The sequence below is a fragment of the Pseudomonas sp. McL0111 genome (assembly GCF_052567255.1).
Genome location: NZ_CP199585.1, coordinates 2711337 through 2726843 on the forward strand (window position 1 = coordinate 2711337; position 15507 = coordinate 2726843).

A 15507-nucleotide genomic window follows, 5' to 3' on the forward strand; every position below is an offset into this window, starting at 1 on the left:
GCTTTAGGTCAGTTGTCGGGCGATGTTATCTCTGACTGTTGCACCTGTGGCGAGGGGATTTATCCCCGTTGGACTGCGCAGCAGTCCCGTCTTTTGGGGCCGCTGCGCGACCCAACGGGGATAAATCCCCTCACCACAGGTCATCAAGCAAGCTACAGGGTGTGCCTTTAATCTTTCATGCCCAGGCGTTTGGCCATCCGGCCGAGGTTCGCCCGATCCAGCCCCAATTCCCGCGCCGCACTGGCCCAGTTGTCCTGATTGCGCTCCAGCGCCGCCGTGATCAACTGACGCTGATAGGCCTCGGTCGCCGTCCGCAAGTCGCCGCCGATCAGTGGCGCGGCAGCAATCACCGCAGCAGCAGGCTGCAGCGAGTTATCCACAAGCTCATGCCGCAGATCGAGATCCGCCGCGCTCAGGCTGAGGATCTTCGGCCTGACTTTGCAGTTGCCCAAAGCCTTCAGCGCACTACGCCCGATCAGGTGCTCAAGTTCGCGCACGTTACCCGGCCAAGTGTAGGCAAGCAGGGCTTCCTGCGCTTCGCTGTTCAGCCGCAGGCTATTAAGGCCCATGCGCGAACGGTTCTGTTCAAGGAAGAAACCGCTGAGCAGCAGCACGTCGCGCCCGCGATCACGCAGGGCCGGCACCAGCAGCGGGTACACGCTGAGGCGATGATAGAAGTCGGCACGATAGCGGCCACTGCGTACTTCTTCGGCCAGATCTCGGTTGGTCGCGGCGATCAGACGCACATCGACCTGATGTTCCTTGTCCGAACCCAATCGCTGTAACTGGCCACTTTGTAACACGCGCAGCAGTTTGGCCTGCACGGTCAGCGACAACTCGCCGACTTCATCGAGAAACAGTGTGCCGCCATTGGCCAGTTCGAACTTGCCGCGACGGTCGCTGGTGGCGCCGGTGAAAGCGCCGCGCACGTGGCCGAACAGTTCGCTTTCCACCAGCGTGTCCGGCAAGGCTGCGCAGTTGAGGCTGATGATTGGTTTGTCGGCGCGGGGCGATGCCGCGTGGATGGCTTGTGCGACCAGTTCCTTGCCGACCCCGGTTTCGCCAGTGATCAGCACGGTCAGGTCGCTGCCGCCAACCAGATTGATTTCTTCCACCAGCCGTTTGTGCGCCTTGCTCTGGCCGATCATCTCGCGGTTCTGCTGACCGCTGGCCTGACGGTAAACCTCGGCCCGTTGATGCTCGTGTTCGGCGCGATTTGCCAGACGTTCGATGCGCTCGGCGGCGTTGACCGTGGCCGAGGCGAGGCTGGCGAAGGCTTGCAGGGCGTCGAGTTCAATCGGTTCGAAGCGCTCGGGATCCAGGGCATCGAGGGTGACCAGCCCCCAGAGTTTTTCATCGACGAACAGCGGGCAGCCGAGGCAGTCGTGAACTTCCAGATGTTCGTCGAGGCCATCGACCAGCCCGTCATACGGATCGGGCAAATCGCTGTCGGCGGCGAAGCGAGTCGGGCCGGCGCCGGCCAGCAAAATCTCGAAACGCGGGTGTTCGTCGACTTTGAAGCGGCGACCGAGGGTGTCGGTGCTCAAGCCGTCCACCGCCAATGGCACCAGCCATTCACCGTCGAGGCGCAGCAGGGCGGCGGCGTCGCACGGCAGCAAGGCGCGCATGGCTTCGAGCAGGCGTCGGTAGCGCTCGCCTTCCGGCAGTTCGCGGGACAGGTCGGAAACCAGTGGGAGCAGGGCGGTCAGCAGGGATTTGGCAGACATGGTCAGTAGTCAAAAGGACATGATGTAGTCGCTATGACTATACGAGCATCCGGGTCTATTTGACTACTATGATATTAAGTTATTGATTTATATGGATTAAAAAGTTGGCATGGTTACTGATATGTATAAGGCATCTTTTCAAGAAAGCTCAGGAGTCACCCTTATGCTTAGCGTCCAGGATCGTGCCATCGTCAAATCTACCGTGCCCCTGCTGGAAAGCGGCGGTGAGGCGCTGATCACTCACTTCTACCGCATGATGCTCTCCGAATACCCGGAAGTCCGCCCGTTGTTCAACCAGGCTCACCAGGCCAGCGGTGACCAGCCCCGCGCTCTGGCCAACGGCGTGTTGATGTATGCACGGCACATCGATCAGCTCGACCAGTTGGGCGATCTGGTCGCGAAGATCATCAACAAGCACGTCGCGCTGCAAATTCTGCCGGAGCACTACCCGATTGTCGGTGCCTGCCTGTTGCGCGCCATCTCCGAAGTGCTCGGCGACGAAATCGCCACGCCTGAAGTGATGAGCGCCTGGGGTGCGGCTTACGGCCAACTGGCGGATATCCTGATCGGCGCCGAAACCGCGATCTATGACCAGAAAGAACAAGCGGTTGGCGGATGGCGCGGGGCGCGGGAGTTCATCGTCGCGGCCAAGGTCGAGGAGAGCGCGGAGATCATTTCGTTCTACTTCGAAGCTGCCGACAAAGGCCCGATCCTGCAAGCCGAGCCAGGTCAGTACATCGGTATGAAGCTGATCCTCGATGGCGAAGAAATCCGCCGCAACTATTCGCTGTCGGCTCTGGCGAATAAAGGTCAGTACCGCATCAGCGTCAAACGCGAAGCGGGTGGTCGCGCCTCCAACCACTTGCACGACCAACTGCATGTCGGCGCGAGCATTCAACTGTTTCCGCCATCGGGCGAGTTCACCCTGGCGGCCAGCGACAAGCCTTTGGTGCTGATCAGCGGCGGCGTCGGCATCACTCCGACTTTGGCGATGCTCGAAGCGGCGTTGGAGACTGAGCGTCCGGTGCATTTCATCCACTGCGCACGCAATGGCAGCGTCCATGCGTTCCGCGACTGGGTCGATGGTTTGGCCGCGCGTCATCCGCAACTCAAGCGCTTCTATTGCTACGCCGAAGACGATGGCGTGAGCCCGGCGGCGGACAAGGTTGGCCTGCTGAGCGTTGAACAATTGGGCGAGTGGTTGCCGGAGCAGCGTGATCTGGACGCGTACTTCCTTGGGCCGAAAGGTTTCATGGGCGCGATCAAGCGGCATCTGAAAGCACTGGGTGTGCCGGAGAAGCAAAGCCGTTACGAGTTCTTCGGCCCGGCTTCTGCGCTGGAATGATCTGATACCGAGTTGCCCCAATCGCCAGCAGGCTGGCTCCCACAGGATTTGTGTTCGCCGCAGATCCAATGTGGGAGCCAGCCTGCTGGCGATTGGCGTTGGCCCAAATAAATGCCGTGAGGTTAATCGTTACTTAACCGGTTTATCGTTTATTCCCCCGCTACTGCGCGGCGTAATGTCCCGCGTGTAGACTTGCGGGCAACCTTCAGCCGTTCGCCGGCTGGACCATGGATATGAAAGGGATACGCGATGAGCGAGGAAACGATTCGGTTGGGCCGTGAGCGGCGCTTTCTGGTGCTGTTGGGGATCATCTGTCTGGCGCTGATCGGTGGGGCGCTGTACATGCAGATCGTTCTCGGTGAGGCGCCTTGTCCGCTGTGCATCCTGCAGCGTTATGCGTTGCTGCTGATTGCGCTGTTCGCGTTCATTGGTGCGGGCATGCGCACCCGACGCAGCATCACTGTGTTCGAAGTGCTGGTGGTGATCTGCGCGATTGCCGGGGCCGGGGTTGCCGGGCATCACGTCTACACCCAGTTCTACCCGGCAGTCAGCTGTGGCATCGACGTGTTGCAGCCGATTGTCGATGGCCTGCCGCTGGCGAAGATCTTCCCGCTGGGCTTCCAGGTCGATGGCTTCTGCTCGACGCCGTACCCGCCGATCCTCGGCCTGTCGCTGGCGCAATGGGCGTTGGTGGCGTTCGTGCTGGTGGTGATCCTGGTGCCGCTGCTGACTTCGCGTAACCGAAAAAACCTGAGCTGAATCAACTTTTCGGCGTCTGTGCCGATACACAAAACGCCCCGATTTTCGCTTTCGAGAATCGGGGCGTTGTGCATTTCATAGCGATTGTGAAAGTGCCGTGACGAACGGCAATGAAGGGTGTGGCAGGTGTGCGACATGTTGTCACACGCGCCGTGTCGCAGGCACTTCGGCAAGTGCGGATTGGCGTGCTGTTACACAAAAGGATTGGTCTGTTTCAGCGTTTGTATGTTTTTGAACGCAAGTGCCAGAACAGGCACTTTTAACAGCCCTCGGCAAATGGCCAGAGCCCTTGGAATATCGGGGCTTGAGCTGATCCGCTGCTGAGTGAAAGCCGTCAGTGCTGTCTGAACTGAGGCGGGTACACCTACATTTTTTGGCGTTTTTGTTGCGAATCGATTTCGATAACATGGGCCACTTTTGCAAAAATGGCGATGGATTGTTGCTCAAATGGATAAAAATTATTTCGGGATAAGACATGGTGTATAGGGCGCTACCTATCTACAATCGCCCGCACTGAATTCCCGGCACTGTTCAGCCTTTATTAAGGAACTGATCAGGAAGTCGGGTGTCGAGCGGCCGTAAGGCTTTGCGAGCCACCCAGGTGTCGGTGCCTTCCAACTTTCCGCACCAAATGGAATTGGTCTGTAACAAGGCCTTTGACCACGAATTCGAATAAGAACTCACCGCTGTCCCAGGATTTGTCGAGCGTCTGACGCGCGACGGGCGGCCCTTATTCAATCCAAAGAAAATGCCAACCCTTGGCAGGGTGAAGTGTTGGCGATCAAAACCCAACTGCATTGCGCAAGCTGCTTTAGAGGTCGTGAGATGAGTAAAAACAGGTACCCCAGATTACTAGGCCTAGTGCCGCTGCTCGGCACGTTGTTGCTGGGAGGCTGCAACATGACCCTGCTTAATCCCACGGGCCAGGTCGGCCTGGAACAGCGCAACCTGATCATCACCGCCACGCTGCTGATGCTGTTGGTCGTTGTGCCGGTTATCGTCATGACCTTCCTGTTCGCCTGGAAGTACCGTGCGTCCAACACTGACGCCGTCTACACCCCGAAATGGTCGCACTCGACCAAAATCGAAGTGGCGGTCTGGACCATCCCGGTTCTGATCATCATCGCGCTGGGTTACATCACCTACATTTCGACCCACGAACTGGACCCGTATCGTCCGATCCAGTCCGACGTCAAGCCGGTGACCATCGAAGTGGTCGCGCTCGACTGGAAATGGCTGTTCATCTACCCGGAACAAGGCATTGCCACGGTCAACAAGATCGTGTTCCCGGCCAACACGCCAATCAACTTCAAGATCACCTCCGACGCCGTGATGAACTCGTTCTTCATCCCGGGCCTGGGTGGCCAGATCTACGCGATGGCGGGCATGCAGACCAAACTGCACCTGATCGCCGATCGCAACGCTGAAATGGACGGTATCTCCGCCAACTACAGCGGTGCTGGTTTCACCGGCATGAAATTCAAGGCTATCTCAACTTCTCAGGCCGATTTCGACGCTTGGGTAAGTGAAGTCAAAAAGGCACCTAAACAGCTTGATCAAGCTGAATACGAAGCCCTTTCCAAGCCAAGCCAGAACAACCCAGTCGAGCTCTACTCCTCGGTCACGCCTAACCAGTTCCAGATCATCGTCGACAAGTACGAAGGCATGAAACCTGGCAAGCCGCTGAAGCACGAGAAGAAAGAGAAAGAAGTGGCGGCAACGGAAATCGAATCGAGTTCGCATTCAGCTGCCGGGGCAGAGGAGTAAACGATGTTTGGTAAATTAAGTTGGGAAGCGGTCCCGTTCCACGAACCGATCGTGATGATTACCATCGCCATGATCGCGCTCGGTGGTCTGGCGCTGTTCGCTGCAATCACCTACTTCAAGAAGTGGACTTACTTGTGGACCGAGTGGCTGACTTCGGTTGACCACAAGAAAATCGGCGTGATGTACATCATCGTCGCCATGGTCATGCTGCTGCGCGGTTTTGCCGACGCCATCATGATGCGTACCCAGTTGGCCATGGCCACTGAAGGTTCGCCTGGCTACCTGCCACCTGAACACTATGACCAGATCTTCACCGCTCACGGTGTGATCATGATCATCTTCATGGCGATGCCATTCTTCACCGGCCTGATGAACCTTGCAGTGCCGCTGCAGATCGGCGCACGTGACGTTGCGTTCCCGTTCCTGAACTCCCTGAGCTTCTGGCTGCTGGTTTCCGGCGTAGTACTGATCAACCTGTCCCTGGGCGTCGGCGAATTCGCCAAGACCGGCTGGGTTGCCTATCCACCGCTGTCGGGTCTGCAATACAGTCCTGGCGTAGGGATGGACTACTACATCTGGGCGCTACAGTTATCCGGGTTAGGTACGACGCTGACGGGGGTCAACTTCCTCGCCACCGTGCTGAAAATGCGTACCCCTGGCATGAAACTGATGGACATGCCGATCTTCACCTGGACCTGCACCTGGGCAAACGTTCTGATCGTGGCTTCGTTCCCGATCCTGACCGCTACCCTGGCACTGCTGACCCTTGACCGTTACATGGATTTCCACATTTTCACCAATGAACTTGGTGGCAATCCAATGATGTACGTCAACCTGTTCTGGGCGTGGGGCCACCCTGAGGTATACATCCTGATCCTGCCGGCATTCGGCATCTTCTCGGAAGTGATCTCGGCGTTCACCGGCAAGAAACTGTTCGGTCACCACTCGATGATCTACGCCTCGGGCGCGATCTCGGTACTGGGCTTCATGGTTTGGCTGCACCACTTCTTCACCATGGGTTCGGGTGCCAGCGTCAACGCCTTCTTCGGTCTGGCGACGATGCTGATTTCGATCCCGACGGGTGTGAAGCTATTTAACTGGCTGTTCACGATTTACCAGGGTCGTCTGCGTTTCACCAGCCAGGTTCTGTGGACCCTGGGCTTCATGGTGACCTTCGCCATCGGCGGCATGACCGGCGTACTGCTGGCCATCCCGGGTGCTGACTTCGTACTGCACAACAGCCTGTTCGTGATCGCTCACTTCCACAACGTGATCATCGGCGGCGCGGTATTCGGTTACATCGCAGGTTTCGCGTTCTACTTCCCGAAAGCGTTCGGCTTCAAGCTGCACGAAGGCTGGGGTAAAGCAGCGTTCTGGTTCTGGATCTCGGGCTTCTTCGTCGCGTTCATGCCGCTCTATGCACTGGGCTTCATGGGCATGACCCGTCGTCTGAACGCCACCACCAACCCTGAGTGGGTACCGTACCTGTACGTTGCCATGTTCGGTGCGGTGATGATTGCTGCCGGTATCGCCTGCCAACTGATTCAGCTGTACGTCAGTGTGCGTGACCGCAACAAGCCAGAGAACATCTGCGATCACGGTGACCCGTGGAATGCACACACTCTGGAATGGTCGACCTCGTCGCCACCTCCGTTCTACAACTTCGCTGTGCTGCCTAAGGCTGACTGCATCGACCCGTTCACCGAAGCCAAGGAAAACGGTACTGCGTACCAGGCTCCGGCCAAGTACGAGCCGATCCACATGCCAAACAACACCGCTACCGGTGTGGTCATGGGCGCACTGCTGACCGTGTTCGGTTTCGCGATGATCTGGCACATCTGGTGGCTGGCGATCGCAAGTCTGGTCGGCACCGTTGTGTACTTCGTGATCCACGCTGCACGTGACGACCAGGGCTATATGGTTCCGGTTGAAACGATCGAGCGTATCGAAGCCGAGCAGCACAAGCGTCTGGTCGCGGCAGGGAAAATCCCGGCTTCCGCCACCCGTGTTGAAACCTCGTTGGAACAGGCTTAAACCATGTCGAATTTAGTGACCAATGCTGGACACGCCCATGGTGAACATGGGCACGATGACCATCACCACGATTCGGGCGAGATGACCGTATACGGTTTCTGGCTCTACCTGATGACCGACTGCATTCTGTTTGCGTCGATCTTCGCGGTGTACGCGGTACTGGTAAACAACGTAGCGGGTGGCCCGGCGGGCCACGACATCTTCGAACTGCCATACGTGCTGGGCGAAACCGCTCTGCTGTTGTTCAGTTCGATCACCTACGGCTTCGCCATGCTGGCGTTGTTCAAAGGCAAGAAGCAGCAGGTTCTGGGCTGGTTGTTCATGACCTTCCTGCTCGGCGCTGGCTTTATCGCCATGGAGATCAACGAGTTCCACCTGCTGATCTCCGAGGGCTACGGTCCTAGCCGTTCGGGCTTCCTGTCCGCGTTCTTCACCCTGGTCGGTACCCACGGTCTGCACGTTTCGGCGGGTCTGATCTGGATGGGCATCATGATGTACCAGGTCAACAAGCACGGCCTGACCGCAACCAACAAGACTCGTCTGAGCTGCCTGAGCCTGTTCTGGCACTTCCTGGACGTGGTCTGGATCTGCGTATTCACCGTTGTTTACCTGATGGGGACTCTGTAATGGCTAACGCACACTCCCATGACAGCCACGACGACAGCCACGGCAGCGTCAAGTCTTACGCGATCGGTTTCATCCTGTCGGTAATCCTGACTGCAATTCCGTTTGCGCTGGTGATGTACCCGTCGTTGCCGAAGTCGATCACGCTGATGATCGTTCTGGCTTTCGCCGTGATCCAGGTAGTTGTTCACCTCGTGTACTTCCTGCACCTGGATCGTTCGGCTGCGCAACGTAACAACGTGATTGCCTTCGTGTTCGCCGCGATTGTGATCGTGCTGCTGGTTGGCCTGTCGCTGTGGATCATGTTCAGCATCCACACGTACATGATGGCGAAGTGAGGTAGACCCGAATGTCGCTCAAGCACTTTATCCAAATCACCAAACCGGGGATCATTTTCGGTAACGTGCTTTCTGTGGCAGGCGGGTTCTTCCTGGCCTCGAAAGGGCATGTCGATCTGGCCGTGTTTCTGGCAGCCATGATCGGCACGTCCCTGGTCGTCGCCTCCGGTTGCGTGTTCAACAACTGCATCGACCGCGACATCGACATCAAGATGGAACGCACCAAGAACCGCGTGCTGGTTCAGGGCTTGATCTCCCTGAAACTGGCCCTGATCTATGCGACCGTCCTGGGTGTTCTCGGCGTTGCGTTGTTGTACAAGGTGGCCAACCCGTTGGCTGCCCTGTTCGCCGTAATCGGCTTCGTTATCTACGTCGGCTTCTATAGCCTGTACCTCAAGCGCAAGTCGGTTCACGGCACGCTGGTGGGCAGTCTGTCGGGCGCCATGCCACCAGTGATCGGTTACGTGGCCGTAACCAATAGCTTCGACATGGCCGCGCTGACCCTGCTGGTGATGTTCAGCTTGTGGCAGATGCCGCATTCCTACGCCATCGCGATCTTCCGCTTCAACGATTATCTGGCTGCATCGATTCCGGTGTTGCCAGTGAAGCGCGGGATTCAAGTGGCCAAGAAGCACATCCTGCTCTACATCCTGGCGTTCCTCGTGGCGACCTTGATGCTGACCTTCAGCGGTTACGCCGGCATGAGCTACCTCGCAGTGGCCGCGGCCATGGGCATGTACTGGTTGTACATGGCCTGGACCGGCTACAAAGCGGTGGATGACACGGTCTGGGCACGCAAGCTGTTCGTGTTCTCGATCTTCACCATCACTGCGTTGAGCGTCATGATGTCCCTGGACTTCAAGGTGCCAGCCGAACTGCTGCTGACGTACGCGCCGTAAGGTTGCAGGCAACAGTAAAAACCCCGCCATCGTGAGATGCGCGGGGTTTTTTATTGGCTGTTTTTCGAGTTGCCGCAGCGGTTACTGGTTATGTTCATCCAACAACCGGAAAAACCTCTCCCGCACCTGCACGTGATCACTGTGCGCCACGTTGAACCGCAGGTGGTTATTGGCGTCTGCGGCTTTGCTCAGCAGGGTTCCCGGTGCCAGTACCAGATCATTATCCAGACCTCGTCGGGCCAGGCTCTCGGCGTTTTTGCCGGCGGGCAGGCGGGTCCAGATGAACAGGCCTTCGCCCGGCAACGAAGACACCGAACAACCGGCCTCGACCAGCCAGCTCGCTACCCGGCTGTTGGACTCGTACAGACGATCCACGGTGCGCCGCGCATGTTTGGCGTAGCTGCCGTCGTTGAGCATGGTGCAGGTGATTTGCTCGGCCAGTTCCGAGGTGACGCCACCGCAGGCCATCTTTAGCGCAATCATCCGCGCCGCGAGGGCTGGCGAAAGCACTGCGTAGCTGACCCGGCTGTTGGCGGTCAGGGTTTTCGAGAATCCCGAGACGTAGCTGATGTTGTCCAGCCCGCTCGCTGCCAGTCGCGGCGTGCGGCGTTGCTGGATGTCGCAGTACAAGTCGTCTTCGACGATGTGGAAGCCGTAGCGGTGGCTCAACTCCACCAGTCGGTAGACCTGCGCCGGCGAGAACGAGTGACCGGTCGGGTTATGCAAAGTGCTGTTGGTCATGTACAGCACCGGTTTATGGGTAATGACCAACTGTTCGAATGCGTCCAGATCCATGCCATCGCAATCGCGCGGGATGGTGACGACCTTGGCCCCGTGCAGCGCCAGATTGGCGTGCAGGTTGAAGTAGCACGGGTCGTCGAGCACCACGGTGTCACCGGGCTTGATCAACAGCCGCATCAGCAGGTCGATGGCCTGCATGGTGTTGGCGGTGGTGATGATCTGATCGACCGGCACCTCAATGCCGAAGGTTGCCAGTTTCACCCGCAGCGCCTGACGCAGCGGCGGATATCCCCCGGCAACGCCGTATTCGCCCATGCGCAGCGTGGTCGCACGCAAGGTGCCGCGCACGGCTTTCAGCAGTTCTTCGGCGGGCAACCACGAGGATGGCAGAAATCCGCAGCCGGGACGCAGCGCGCCGTTGTCCAGCAATAGGGCGCGGCGCACCACGCTGAGGGTGTCCTGAGGTTGTAGATCCGGGCCTTTGCCACCGGGCATCGAGCTGCTTGCGCGGTGCACGTAATGCCCCGAACCCTGACGCGATACCACCTGACCCTTGGCGCGCAAGCGGTCGAGGGCGTCGACCACCGTCGACTTGCCGACGTTCATCAGCTCCGACAGCTCGCGGATCGGCGGCAGCTTGGCGCCGTGGGGCAGGCCGCCAGTGCTGATGGCCCGGGACAGTTGATCGACGATCTGCTGCACCAGCGGCACACCCGGCTGGAACTCGATCGCGGCGATCACGGCGCGTTGAACCTGCATTTTACTGGTCTCTCCGACAGTAAACTTCGTTGGATTCTATACGAACTTGCTCTGACCGGAACACGTACGCGTCTCTACCATCGCTTTACAGACTTTTCGATTGTGGTGGTAAGGGGTTTTGCAATGAGTATTGAAACAACGGTTGCCGTCGCCAAACCGGTAATCAACGTGCGGTTGTTCGTGATCCGCATGATCACCGCTGTGTCGCTGTTCGCGGTGCTGGGCAAGGCCAACGTCTGGCTCGACACCGCCACCAACAGCATTCTCGCCCTCGGCTACCGGGCCTTGTTGTTACTGCTGCCGCTGACCCTGCTGATTCTCGGTCGCCGCTCACTGAGCGTGACGCTACTGTGCGCCAGCCTCGGGCTGGTGCTGCTGGCACTCACCAGCAATCAAGGAATGGTGATGTTTGCCGCCGCGCTGTTCGCCTATGGCATCGCGATTGCCGGTTACCTGATCAAGAGTGAAGCGGCGCAAACCAAGGAAGGCGCGGCCTACAACCGGGTCGCGATGAACATGGGCAGTCTGGTGGCGGGGTTGATCCTGTTGTCGCCGCTGCTCACGCCGACCATGTTTTTCCTTGGCGCTGCGGCATTCGTGCTGCTGTGCCTGCCGATTGCCCTAGGCGCGACCTTCAGCATCGAACCGAGCGTGGCCCGTCCGACGACTCAGGAAGGCAGTGGCTGGCGCAACAAACTGCCGTGGGTGATCGCCGGGATCATCATGGGCATCAAGCTGTTCGGCGTGTTCTCGATCCTGCCTCAGGCGATCCTGCTCAAGACCGGTGAACTGCCGACCTGGTACGGCCTGATGCTGATCGTCAACAGCGCGGTGGTGGTGTTTGCTCAAGTGCCGGTGATGAACCTGATCGAACGCACCGGACGCTTCAAGGTAGTCACCGTGATCGCGATCATCGTCGGTGGCTTCGCCGTGCTGTCGACACCCTCCGCATTCCATGTCGAGACCTTGCTTGGTGCGCTGATCTGGGTCGCGCTGCTGTCGATCGCCGAGTGCGCGTTCAGCTACCTCGACTACTTCTCGGTCAAGCAAAACAACATGTTCGTCAAAGAGGTCTCGCTGGGCGTCGGCGCGGGTTTGACCGTGCTCGTCATGCGGGTGGTGCCGGCGCCGTATAACGCGCTGTTGCTGGCCTTGCTCGGTGCTGCCGGGATTCTCGCCTGGTACTGGATGGTCCGTCGCTCCAACGCAGCGTTGCACGATTGATTCAGTGGTTTACCTACACGCAGTCAGAGGTAGTTATGAACACGACATCTTGCATGGTGGTGGTCGGTTACAACGGTAACCGGGTCAACGATATTCAGAAGCTGCGCGAGTTGTGCCATCGCCTGTACCACGCGCGGCTGGTGTTGCTGGTCGAGCAGATTCACCCGGACGATCACCGGGTGGCCGATCACGTTTGCACCACGTCATTTGCCGAGCAGGACGTATCCGACTCAGTGCAATTGGTCGCCGATTGCCTGAGTGCCGACCGGTGGAAGTTGCTCGGTGTGCTGCCGTTTTCTGATCGCGGCGTGTTGCTCGGCGCGGCGTTAGCCAAGCATTTCGACCTGCCGGGCATTGCTCCGGCTGAAGCGCGAGCCGGGCTCGACAAGCAGATCTTCCGTCAACTCGAAGCCAGCGCCGATTCAGCTCCGGCGGACTATCGCCCGGTGGTTTCGATGCGCATCGACAGCCTCGCGCAATTGCGTGAACGGGTCATCGCCCTCGGCGGTAAAGCGTTCATCAAACCCGCTTGCGAAGGCGCCAGTAGGGGTTGCCGGGTGATCCATCATCCAGCCGAATGCGAAGACGTCTGGCAGGCGCTCAAGCCCTATCGCGAAGGCGGCATCGTCCTCGAAGAGCTGGTCCAGAATGCCCGCGAGTACAGCTGGGATGACGTCGCGGGCAGCACCTGGATCACCGAGAAAACCACCACCGATGGCGCCTACCGCGCCGAGATCCAGCAAGTGGTGCCCGCGCCGTTGTCCGCCGAAGTGCAGACGCGCCTGATGGCTGCCGGGCAGCACATGGCTGCACTGGTGTCGGCGAATAACGGTGCCTGGCACAACGAAGTGTTCTTGCGCAGCGACGGCCTGAGTTCTGCCGTGGAAACCAACATGCGCCCCGGTGGCATGCACATCTGGGATCTGGCCCGCGAGGCATTCATCAATTTTGATCCATGGGAACGCTGGGTGCGCTGGGCAGTGGAGGGCCGCGTCAGGCCACACGTGCCGGTTGCTCGCGGTCATTGCGGGATTCGCCTGTTGCGCTCGCCTTCCGGCGGCATTCTGCGTTCGGCACCGGACATCAAGGCGCTGGCCGCCGCGCTAGGCATCGAACTGCTGGAGGCGTCCTACGCCAAGCAGATCGGCGACTCGGTGACCGCACTGGTGCAGGACAACACCGCGTTTGTCGGCCACATCGTGTTGTTCAACCGCGATTACCCGCAGCTCAGTGACGACTTGCAGCGACTGGCCGAGGCCATCGAGTCGCGGATCGAAGTCACCGCGCTGGCCTTGGCCGGTTGACGGGAAAATTTTGTAGTAGTGATTCAGAGGGTGAAGTCGATGATTTTAGAAAAGCAGACCTGTGATGAGCGTTTTATCGCGCTGGCCAAGCAGATGGACTATGACATCTATGGTGAAAACACCGCCGGTGGCCATTACGCGCCGCTGATACGCCATCACGATGAACTGTACGTCAGCGGTCTGGTGCCGCGCATGAACGGCAGAATCCATTATCCCGGCCGGGTTGGCCTGGAACTGGACCTGATCGATGCCCAGGCTGCGGCGGCCATCAGCGCAATGCGCGGGCTGGCGTTGATCGTCGATACGATCGGCTCGCTGGACAAGATCAAATCGTTGCTGCGGGTGACGGTGTACGTCAAATCCACCGCCGATTTTGTCGACCTGAGCGAAGTGGCCAACGGTGCGTCCGATGTATTCACTCGTGTGTTGGGCGAAGCGGGTAAACATACCCGTACCACCATCGGTGTTTATCAACTACCGAAAAACGCGGCAATTGAAGTGGACATGATTGCTGCATTGCGACCTTCGGCGTTGTAAGTGCTGCTTATATAACTTTACAGGGAAAGGTTGCTCAACTAGTGTTGGCCAACAAAGTTATTGATAACAGGCAGGATTACATGAGCGGTATCAGGGGTGAATTCTTTTCCTACAAGGACTTTCGGCGAAGTTTGCATCATCGTCCGCTCAGCCCGAAAGTCTGGAGCAGCGCGCAACTGACGGATATACGTCAGTCCCTCGAAAGTGACGATGTGGACATCGTTGCCCTCGCATCAGCCCCCAGCCTGATGGGCTGCGAAGTGACACCCGGGATGGCCATAGCCATGCAATGGCTCAACCCCGGTGTCGGGCTCAAAGGGCATGCCCACGCCTGGTGGCATCTGTTCATCATCCAGTCCGGCCACGGCAGCCTGACCCTCGGCGAGGCCCAGCCTGTAAAGGTCGGGCCCGGCGATGTGCTGCTGGTTCCGGCCTGGACCACCCACGGTTTCAGCAACAGCGAGGGTGATGAACCACTGGCAATGCTCAACCTGAGCAACATGCCGCAAATGGCCTTGCTGGCCAATTTTGCCGACAGCCATGGGCTGATCACCAGCCCGGCCTGACGCTGGGCGTTAACGACAAGGGAGCCGATGGCTCCTTTTTTTATGGTTTTTTTTACTGTTCGTTGAACTAAATCCTGTATCGATACAAACAGACAAATTCTGTATCTGTTCAGCCTCTATGCAACTTACTAGGATCACTTCCAAGGCATTCAAGCAAACCTTCGCACCCGCTTTTAGTGGTGCGCTTGACTGCGCTTAATACACAGGAGTGTTTCATGGAAAGTGCAAAGCTTAAGTTGTATGTCGGGGCGGACTTTGTCAGTGCTTTTGCAATGTCGGCATTTGTCGGGCTCAAGGAAAAACAACTTTCATTCGATATTGTTACCGTCGATTTGAAGGCGCGAGATAACTATCTTGCGGCTTATCGCGATCTTTCCCTGACCTGCAAGATCCCGACGCTGGTCCATGAAGGCTTCGCCTTGTCCGAGTCCTCGGCGATTGCCGAGTACCTCGACGAAATCGCCCCCAGCCATCTGAAACTCCTGCCGCAGGATCTGCGCCAGCGCGCTCGTGCCCGGCAGCTGCAAGCGTGGCTGCGTAGCGACTTGCTGGTGATTCGCAAGGAGCGCCCGGCGGACCTCATTTACTTCGGTCCGCGTGATACGCCGTTGTCCGCCGATGCGCAGAGCGCGGTGCAGCGCTTGTACTTTGTCGCCGCGCAATTGCTGGAGGAGGGCGTCGAGCATCTGTTTGGCGAGTGGAGCATTGCCGACACCGACCTGGCGATCATGCTCAACCGTCTGCTGGCCAATGGTGATCCGATGCCGGCGCAACTGGCCGATTACGTGCGCCGCCAATGGCAGCGCGACAGCGTGCAGGCGTGGCTGGATCAGCCGCGCAGCCTCGCGCCGCAACACTAATCTGGCCAGTCAGGGAGCGCTGT

At 58.6% G+C, this 15507-nt stretch carries 14 protein-coding genes; 12 read left to right on the plus strand and 2 right to left on the minus strand.

The features are described from left to right. Window positions 1-167: 167 nt before the first annotated feature. Window positions 168-1727 (minus strand): nitric oxide reductase transcriptional regulator NorR, encoded by a 1560-nt coding sequence (norR, locus tag ACTWLJ_RS12430; protein ID WP_445181007.1) that lies wholly within the window; start codon window positions 1725-1727, stop codon window positions 168-170. Window positions 1728-1890: 163 nt separating this feature from the next. On the opposite strand from norR, the gene hmpA reads away from it, so the two are divergent. From hmpA to cyoE, 7 genes are all read left to right on the plus strand, one after another. Continuing rightward, complete coding sequence (hmpA, locus tag ACTWLJ_RS12435) at window positions 1891-3072, plus strand: NO-inducible flavohemoprotein (protein WP_445181008.1); 1182 nt, start codon at window positions 1891-1893, stop codon at window positions 3070-3072. Between the two features lie 249 nt (window positions 3073-3321). After that, window positions 3322-3831, plus strand: coding sequence for a disulfide bond formation protein B (locus tag ACTWLJ_RS12440; protein ID WP_401220359.1), 510 nt, complete (start codon window positions 3322-3324; stop codon window positions 3829-3831). A gap of 825 nt (window positions 3832-4656) precedes the next feature. After that, window positions 4657-5598, plus strand: a complete 942-nt coding sequence (gene cyoA, locus ACTWLJ_RS12445) for a ubiquinol oxidase subunit II (protein ID WP_445181009.1) — start codon at window positions 4657-4659, stop codon at window positions 5596-5598. Window positions 5599-5601: 3 nt separating this feature from the next. Next, entirely contained in the window at window positions 5602-7632 is a 2031-nt protein-coding gene (gene cyoB, locus ACTWLJ_RS12450; RefSeq protein WP_445181010.1) for a cytochrome o ubiquinol oxidase subunit I, read from the plus strand. Window positions 7633-7635: 3 nt separating this feature from the next. Next, a complete protein-coding gene (gene cyoC, locus ACTWLJ_RS12455) occupies window positions 7636-8259 on the plus strand; it encodes a cytochrome o ubiquinol oxidase subunit III (RefSeq protein ID WP_401216997.1) in 624 nt (207 codons plus the stop codon). Continuing rightward, on the plus strand, window positions 8259-8594 hold the full coding sequence (cyoD, locus tag ACTWLJ_RS12460) for a cytochrome o ubiquinol oxidase subunit IV (RefSeq protein ID WP_221731491.1): 336 nt from the start codon (window positions 8259-8261) through the stop codon (window positions 8592-8594). The genes cyoC and cyoD overlap by 1 nt, the downstream gene beginning before the upstream one ends. A gap of 11 nt (window positions 8595-8605) precedes the next feature. After that, window positions 8606-9493 (plus strand): heme o synthase, encoded by an 888-nt coding sequence (cyoE, locus tag ACTWLJ_RS12465; protein ID WP_401216999.1) that lies wholly within the window; start codon window positions 8606-8608, stop codon window positions 9491-9493. An 81-nt stretch (window positions 9494-9574) separates the two neighbouring features. On the opposite strand, the gene ACTWLJ_RS12470 is transcribed toward cyoE, so the two are convergent. Continuing rightward, complete coding sequence (locus tag ACTWLJ_RS12470; protein WP_445181011.1) at window positions 9575-10993, minus strand: aminotransferase-like domain-containing protein; 1419 nt, start codon at window positions 10991-10993, stop codon at window positions 9575-9577. A 123-nt stretch (window positions 10994-11116) separates the two neighbouring features. Between ACTWLJ_RS12470 and ACTWLJ_RS12475 the strand changes: the two genes are divergently transcribed. The 5 genes from ACTWLJ_RS12475 to yfcF all read left to right on the plus strand — a co-directional run bounded on the left by ACTWLJ_RS12475 (window position 11117) and on the right by yfcF (window position 15484). Then, window positions 11117-12217, plus strand: coding sequence for a hypothetical protein (locus tag ACTWLJ_RS12475; RefSeq protein ID WP_445181012.1), 1101 nt, complete (start codon window positions 11117-11119; stop codon window positions 12215-12217). A 35-nt stretch (window positions 12218-12252) separates the two neighbouring features. After that, complete coding sequence (locus tag ACTWLJ_RS12480) at window positions 12253-13521, plus strand: ATP-grasp domain-containing protein (protein ID WP_445181013.1); 1269 nt, start codon at window positions 12253-12255, stop codon at window positions 13519-13521. A gap of 39 nt (window positions 13522-13560) precedes the next feature. Beyond that, on the plus strand, window positions 13561-14058 hold the full coding sequence (locus tag ACTWLJ_RS12485) for a RidA family protein (RefSeq protein ID WP_401217014.1): 498 nt from the start codon (window positions 13561-13563) through the stop codon (window positions 14056-14058). Between the two features lie 80 nt (window positions 14059-14138). Next, a complete protein-coding gene (locus ACTWLJ_RS12490; protein ID WP_445181014.1) occupies window positions 14139-14624 on the plus strand; it encodes a cupin domain-containing protein in 486 nt (161 codons plus the stop codon). Window positions 14625-14839: 215 nt separating this feature from the next. Further along, a complete protein-coding gene (gene yfcF, locus ACTWLJ_RS12495; RefSeq protein ID WP_445181015.1) occupies window positions 14840-15484 on the plus strand; it encodes a glutathione transferase in 645 nt (214 codons plus the stop codon). The last annotated feature ends 23 nt before the right edge of the window (window positions 15485-15507 follow it).

Bases quoted from the DNA above. Each gene is read 5' to 3' on its own strand.
- ACTWLJ_RS12440 (WP_401220359.1), top strand. From the start codon at position 3,322: ATGAGCGAGGAAACGATTCGGTTGGGCCGTGAGCGGCGCTTTCTGGTG.
- hmpA (WP_445181008.1), top strand. From the start codon at position 1,891: ATGCTTAGCGTCCAGGATCGTGCCATCGTCAAATCTACCGTGCCCCTG.
- ACTWLJ_RS12490 (WP_445181014.1), top strand. From the start codon at position 14,139: ATGAGCGGTATCAGGGGTGAATTCTTTTCCTACAAGGACTTTCGGCGA.
- ACTWLJ_RS12470 (WP_445181011.1), bottom strand. From the start codon at position 10,993: ATGCAGGTTCAACGCGCCGTGATCGCCGCGATCGAGTTCCAGCCGGGT.
- cyoD (WP_221731491.1), top strand. From the start codon at position 8,259: ATGGCTAACGCACACTCCCATGACAGCCACGACGACAGCCACGGCAGC.
- ACTWLJ_RS12485 (WP_401217014.1), top strand. From the start codon at position 13,561: ATGATTTTAGAAAAGCAGACCTGTGATGAGCGTTTTATCGCGCTGGCC.
- cyoA (WP_445181009.1), top strand. From the start codon at position 4,657: ATGAGTAAAAACAGGTACCCCAGATTACTAGGCCTAGTGCCGCTGCTC.
- cyoB (WP_445181010.1), top strand. From the start codon at position 5,602: ATGTTTGGTAAATTAAGTTGGGAAGCGGTCCCGTTCCACGAACCGATC.
- ACTWLJ_RS12480 (WP_445181013.1), top strand. From the start codon at position 12,253: ATGAACACGACATCTTGCATGGTGGTGGTCGGTTACAACGGTAACCGG.
- ACTWLJ_RS12475 (WP_445181012.1), top strand. From the start codon at position 11,117: ATGAGTATTGAAACAACGGTTGCCGTCGCCAAACCGGTAATCAACGTG.
- norR (WP_445181007.1), bottom strand. From the start codon at position 1,727: ATGTCTGCCAAATCCCTGCTGACCGCCCTGCTCCCACTGGTTTCCGAC.
- cyoE (WP_401216999.1), top strand. From the start codon at position 8,606: ATGTCGCTCAAGCACTTTATCCAAATCACCAAACCGGGGATCATTTTC.
- cyoC (WP_401216997.1), top strand. From the start codon at position 7,636: ATGTCGAATTTAGTGACCAATGCTGGACACGCCCATGGTGAACATGGG.
- yfcF (WP_445181015.1), top strand. From the start codon at position 14,840: ATGGAAAGTGCAAAGCTTAAGTTGTATGTCGGGGCGGACTTTGTCAGT.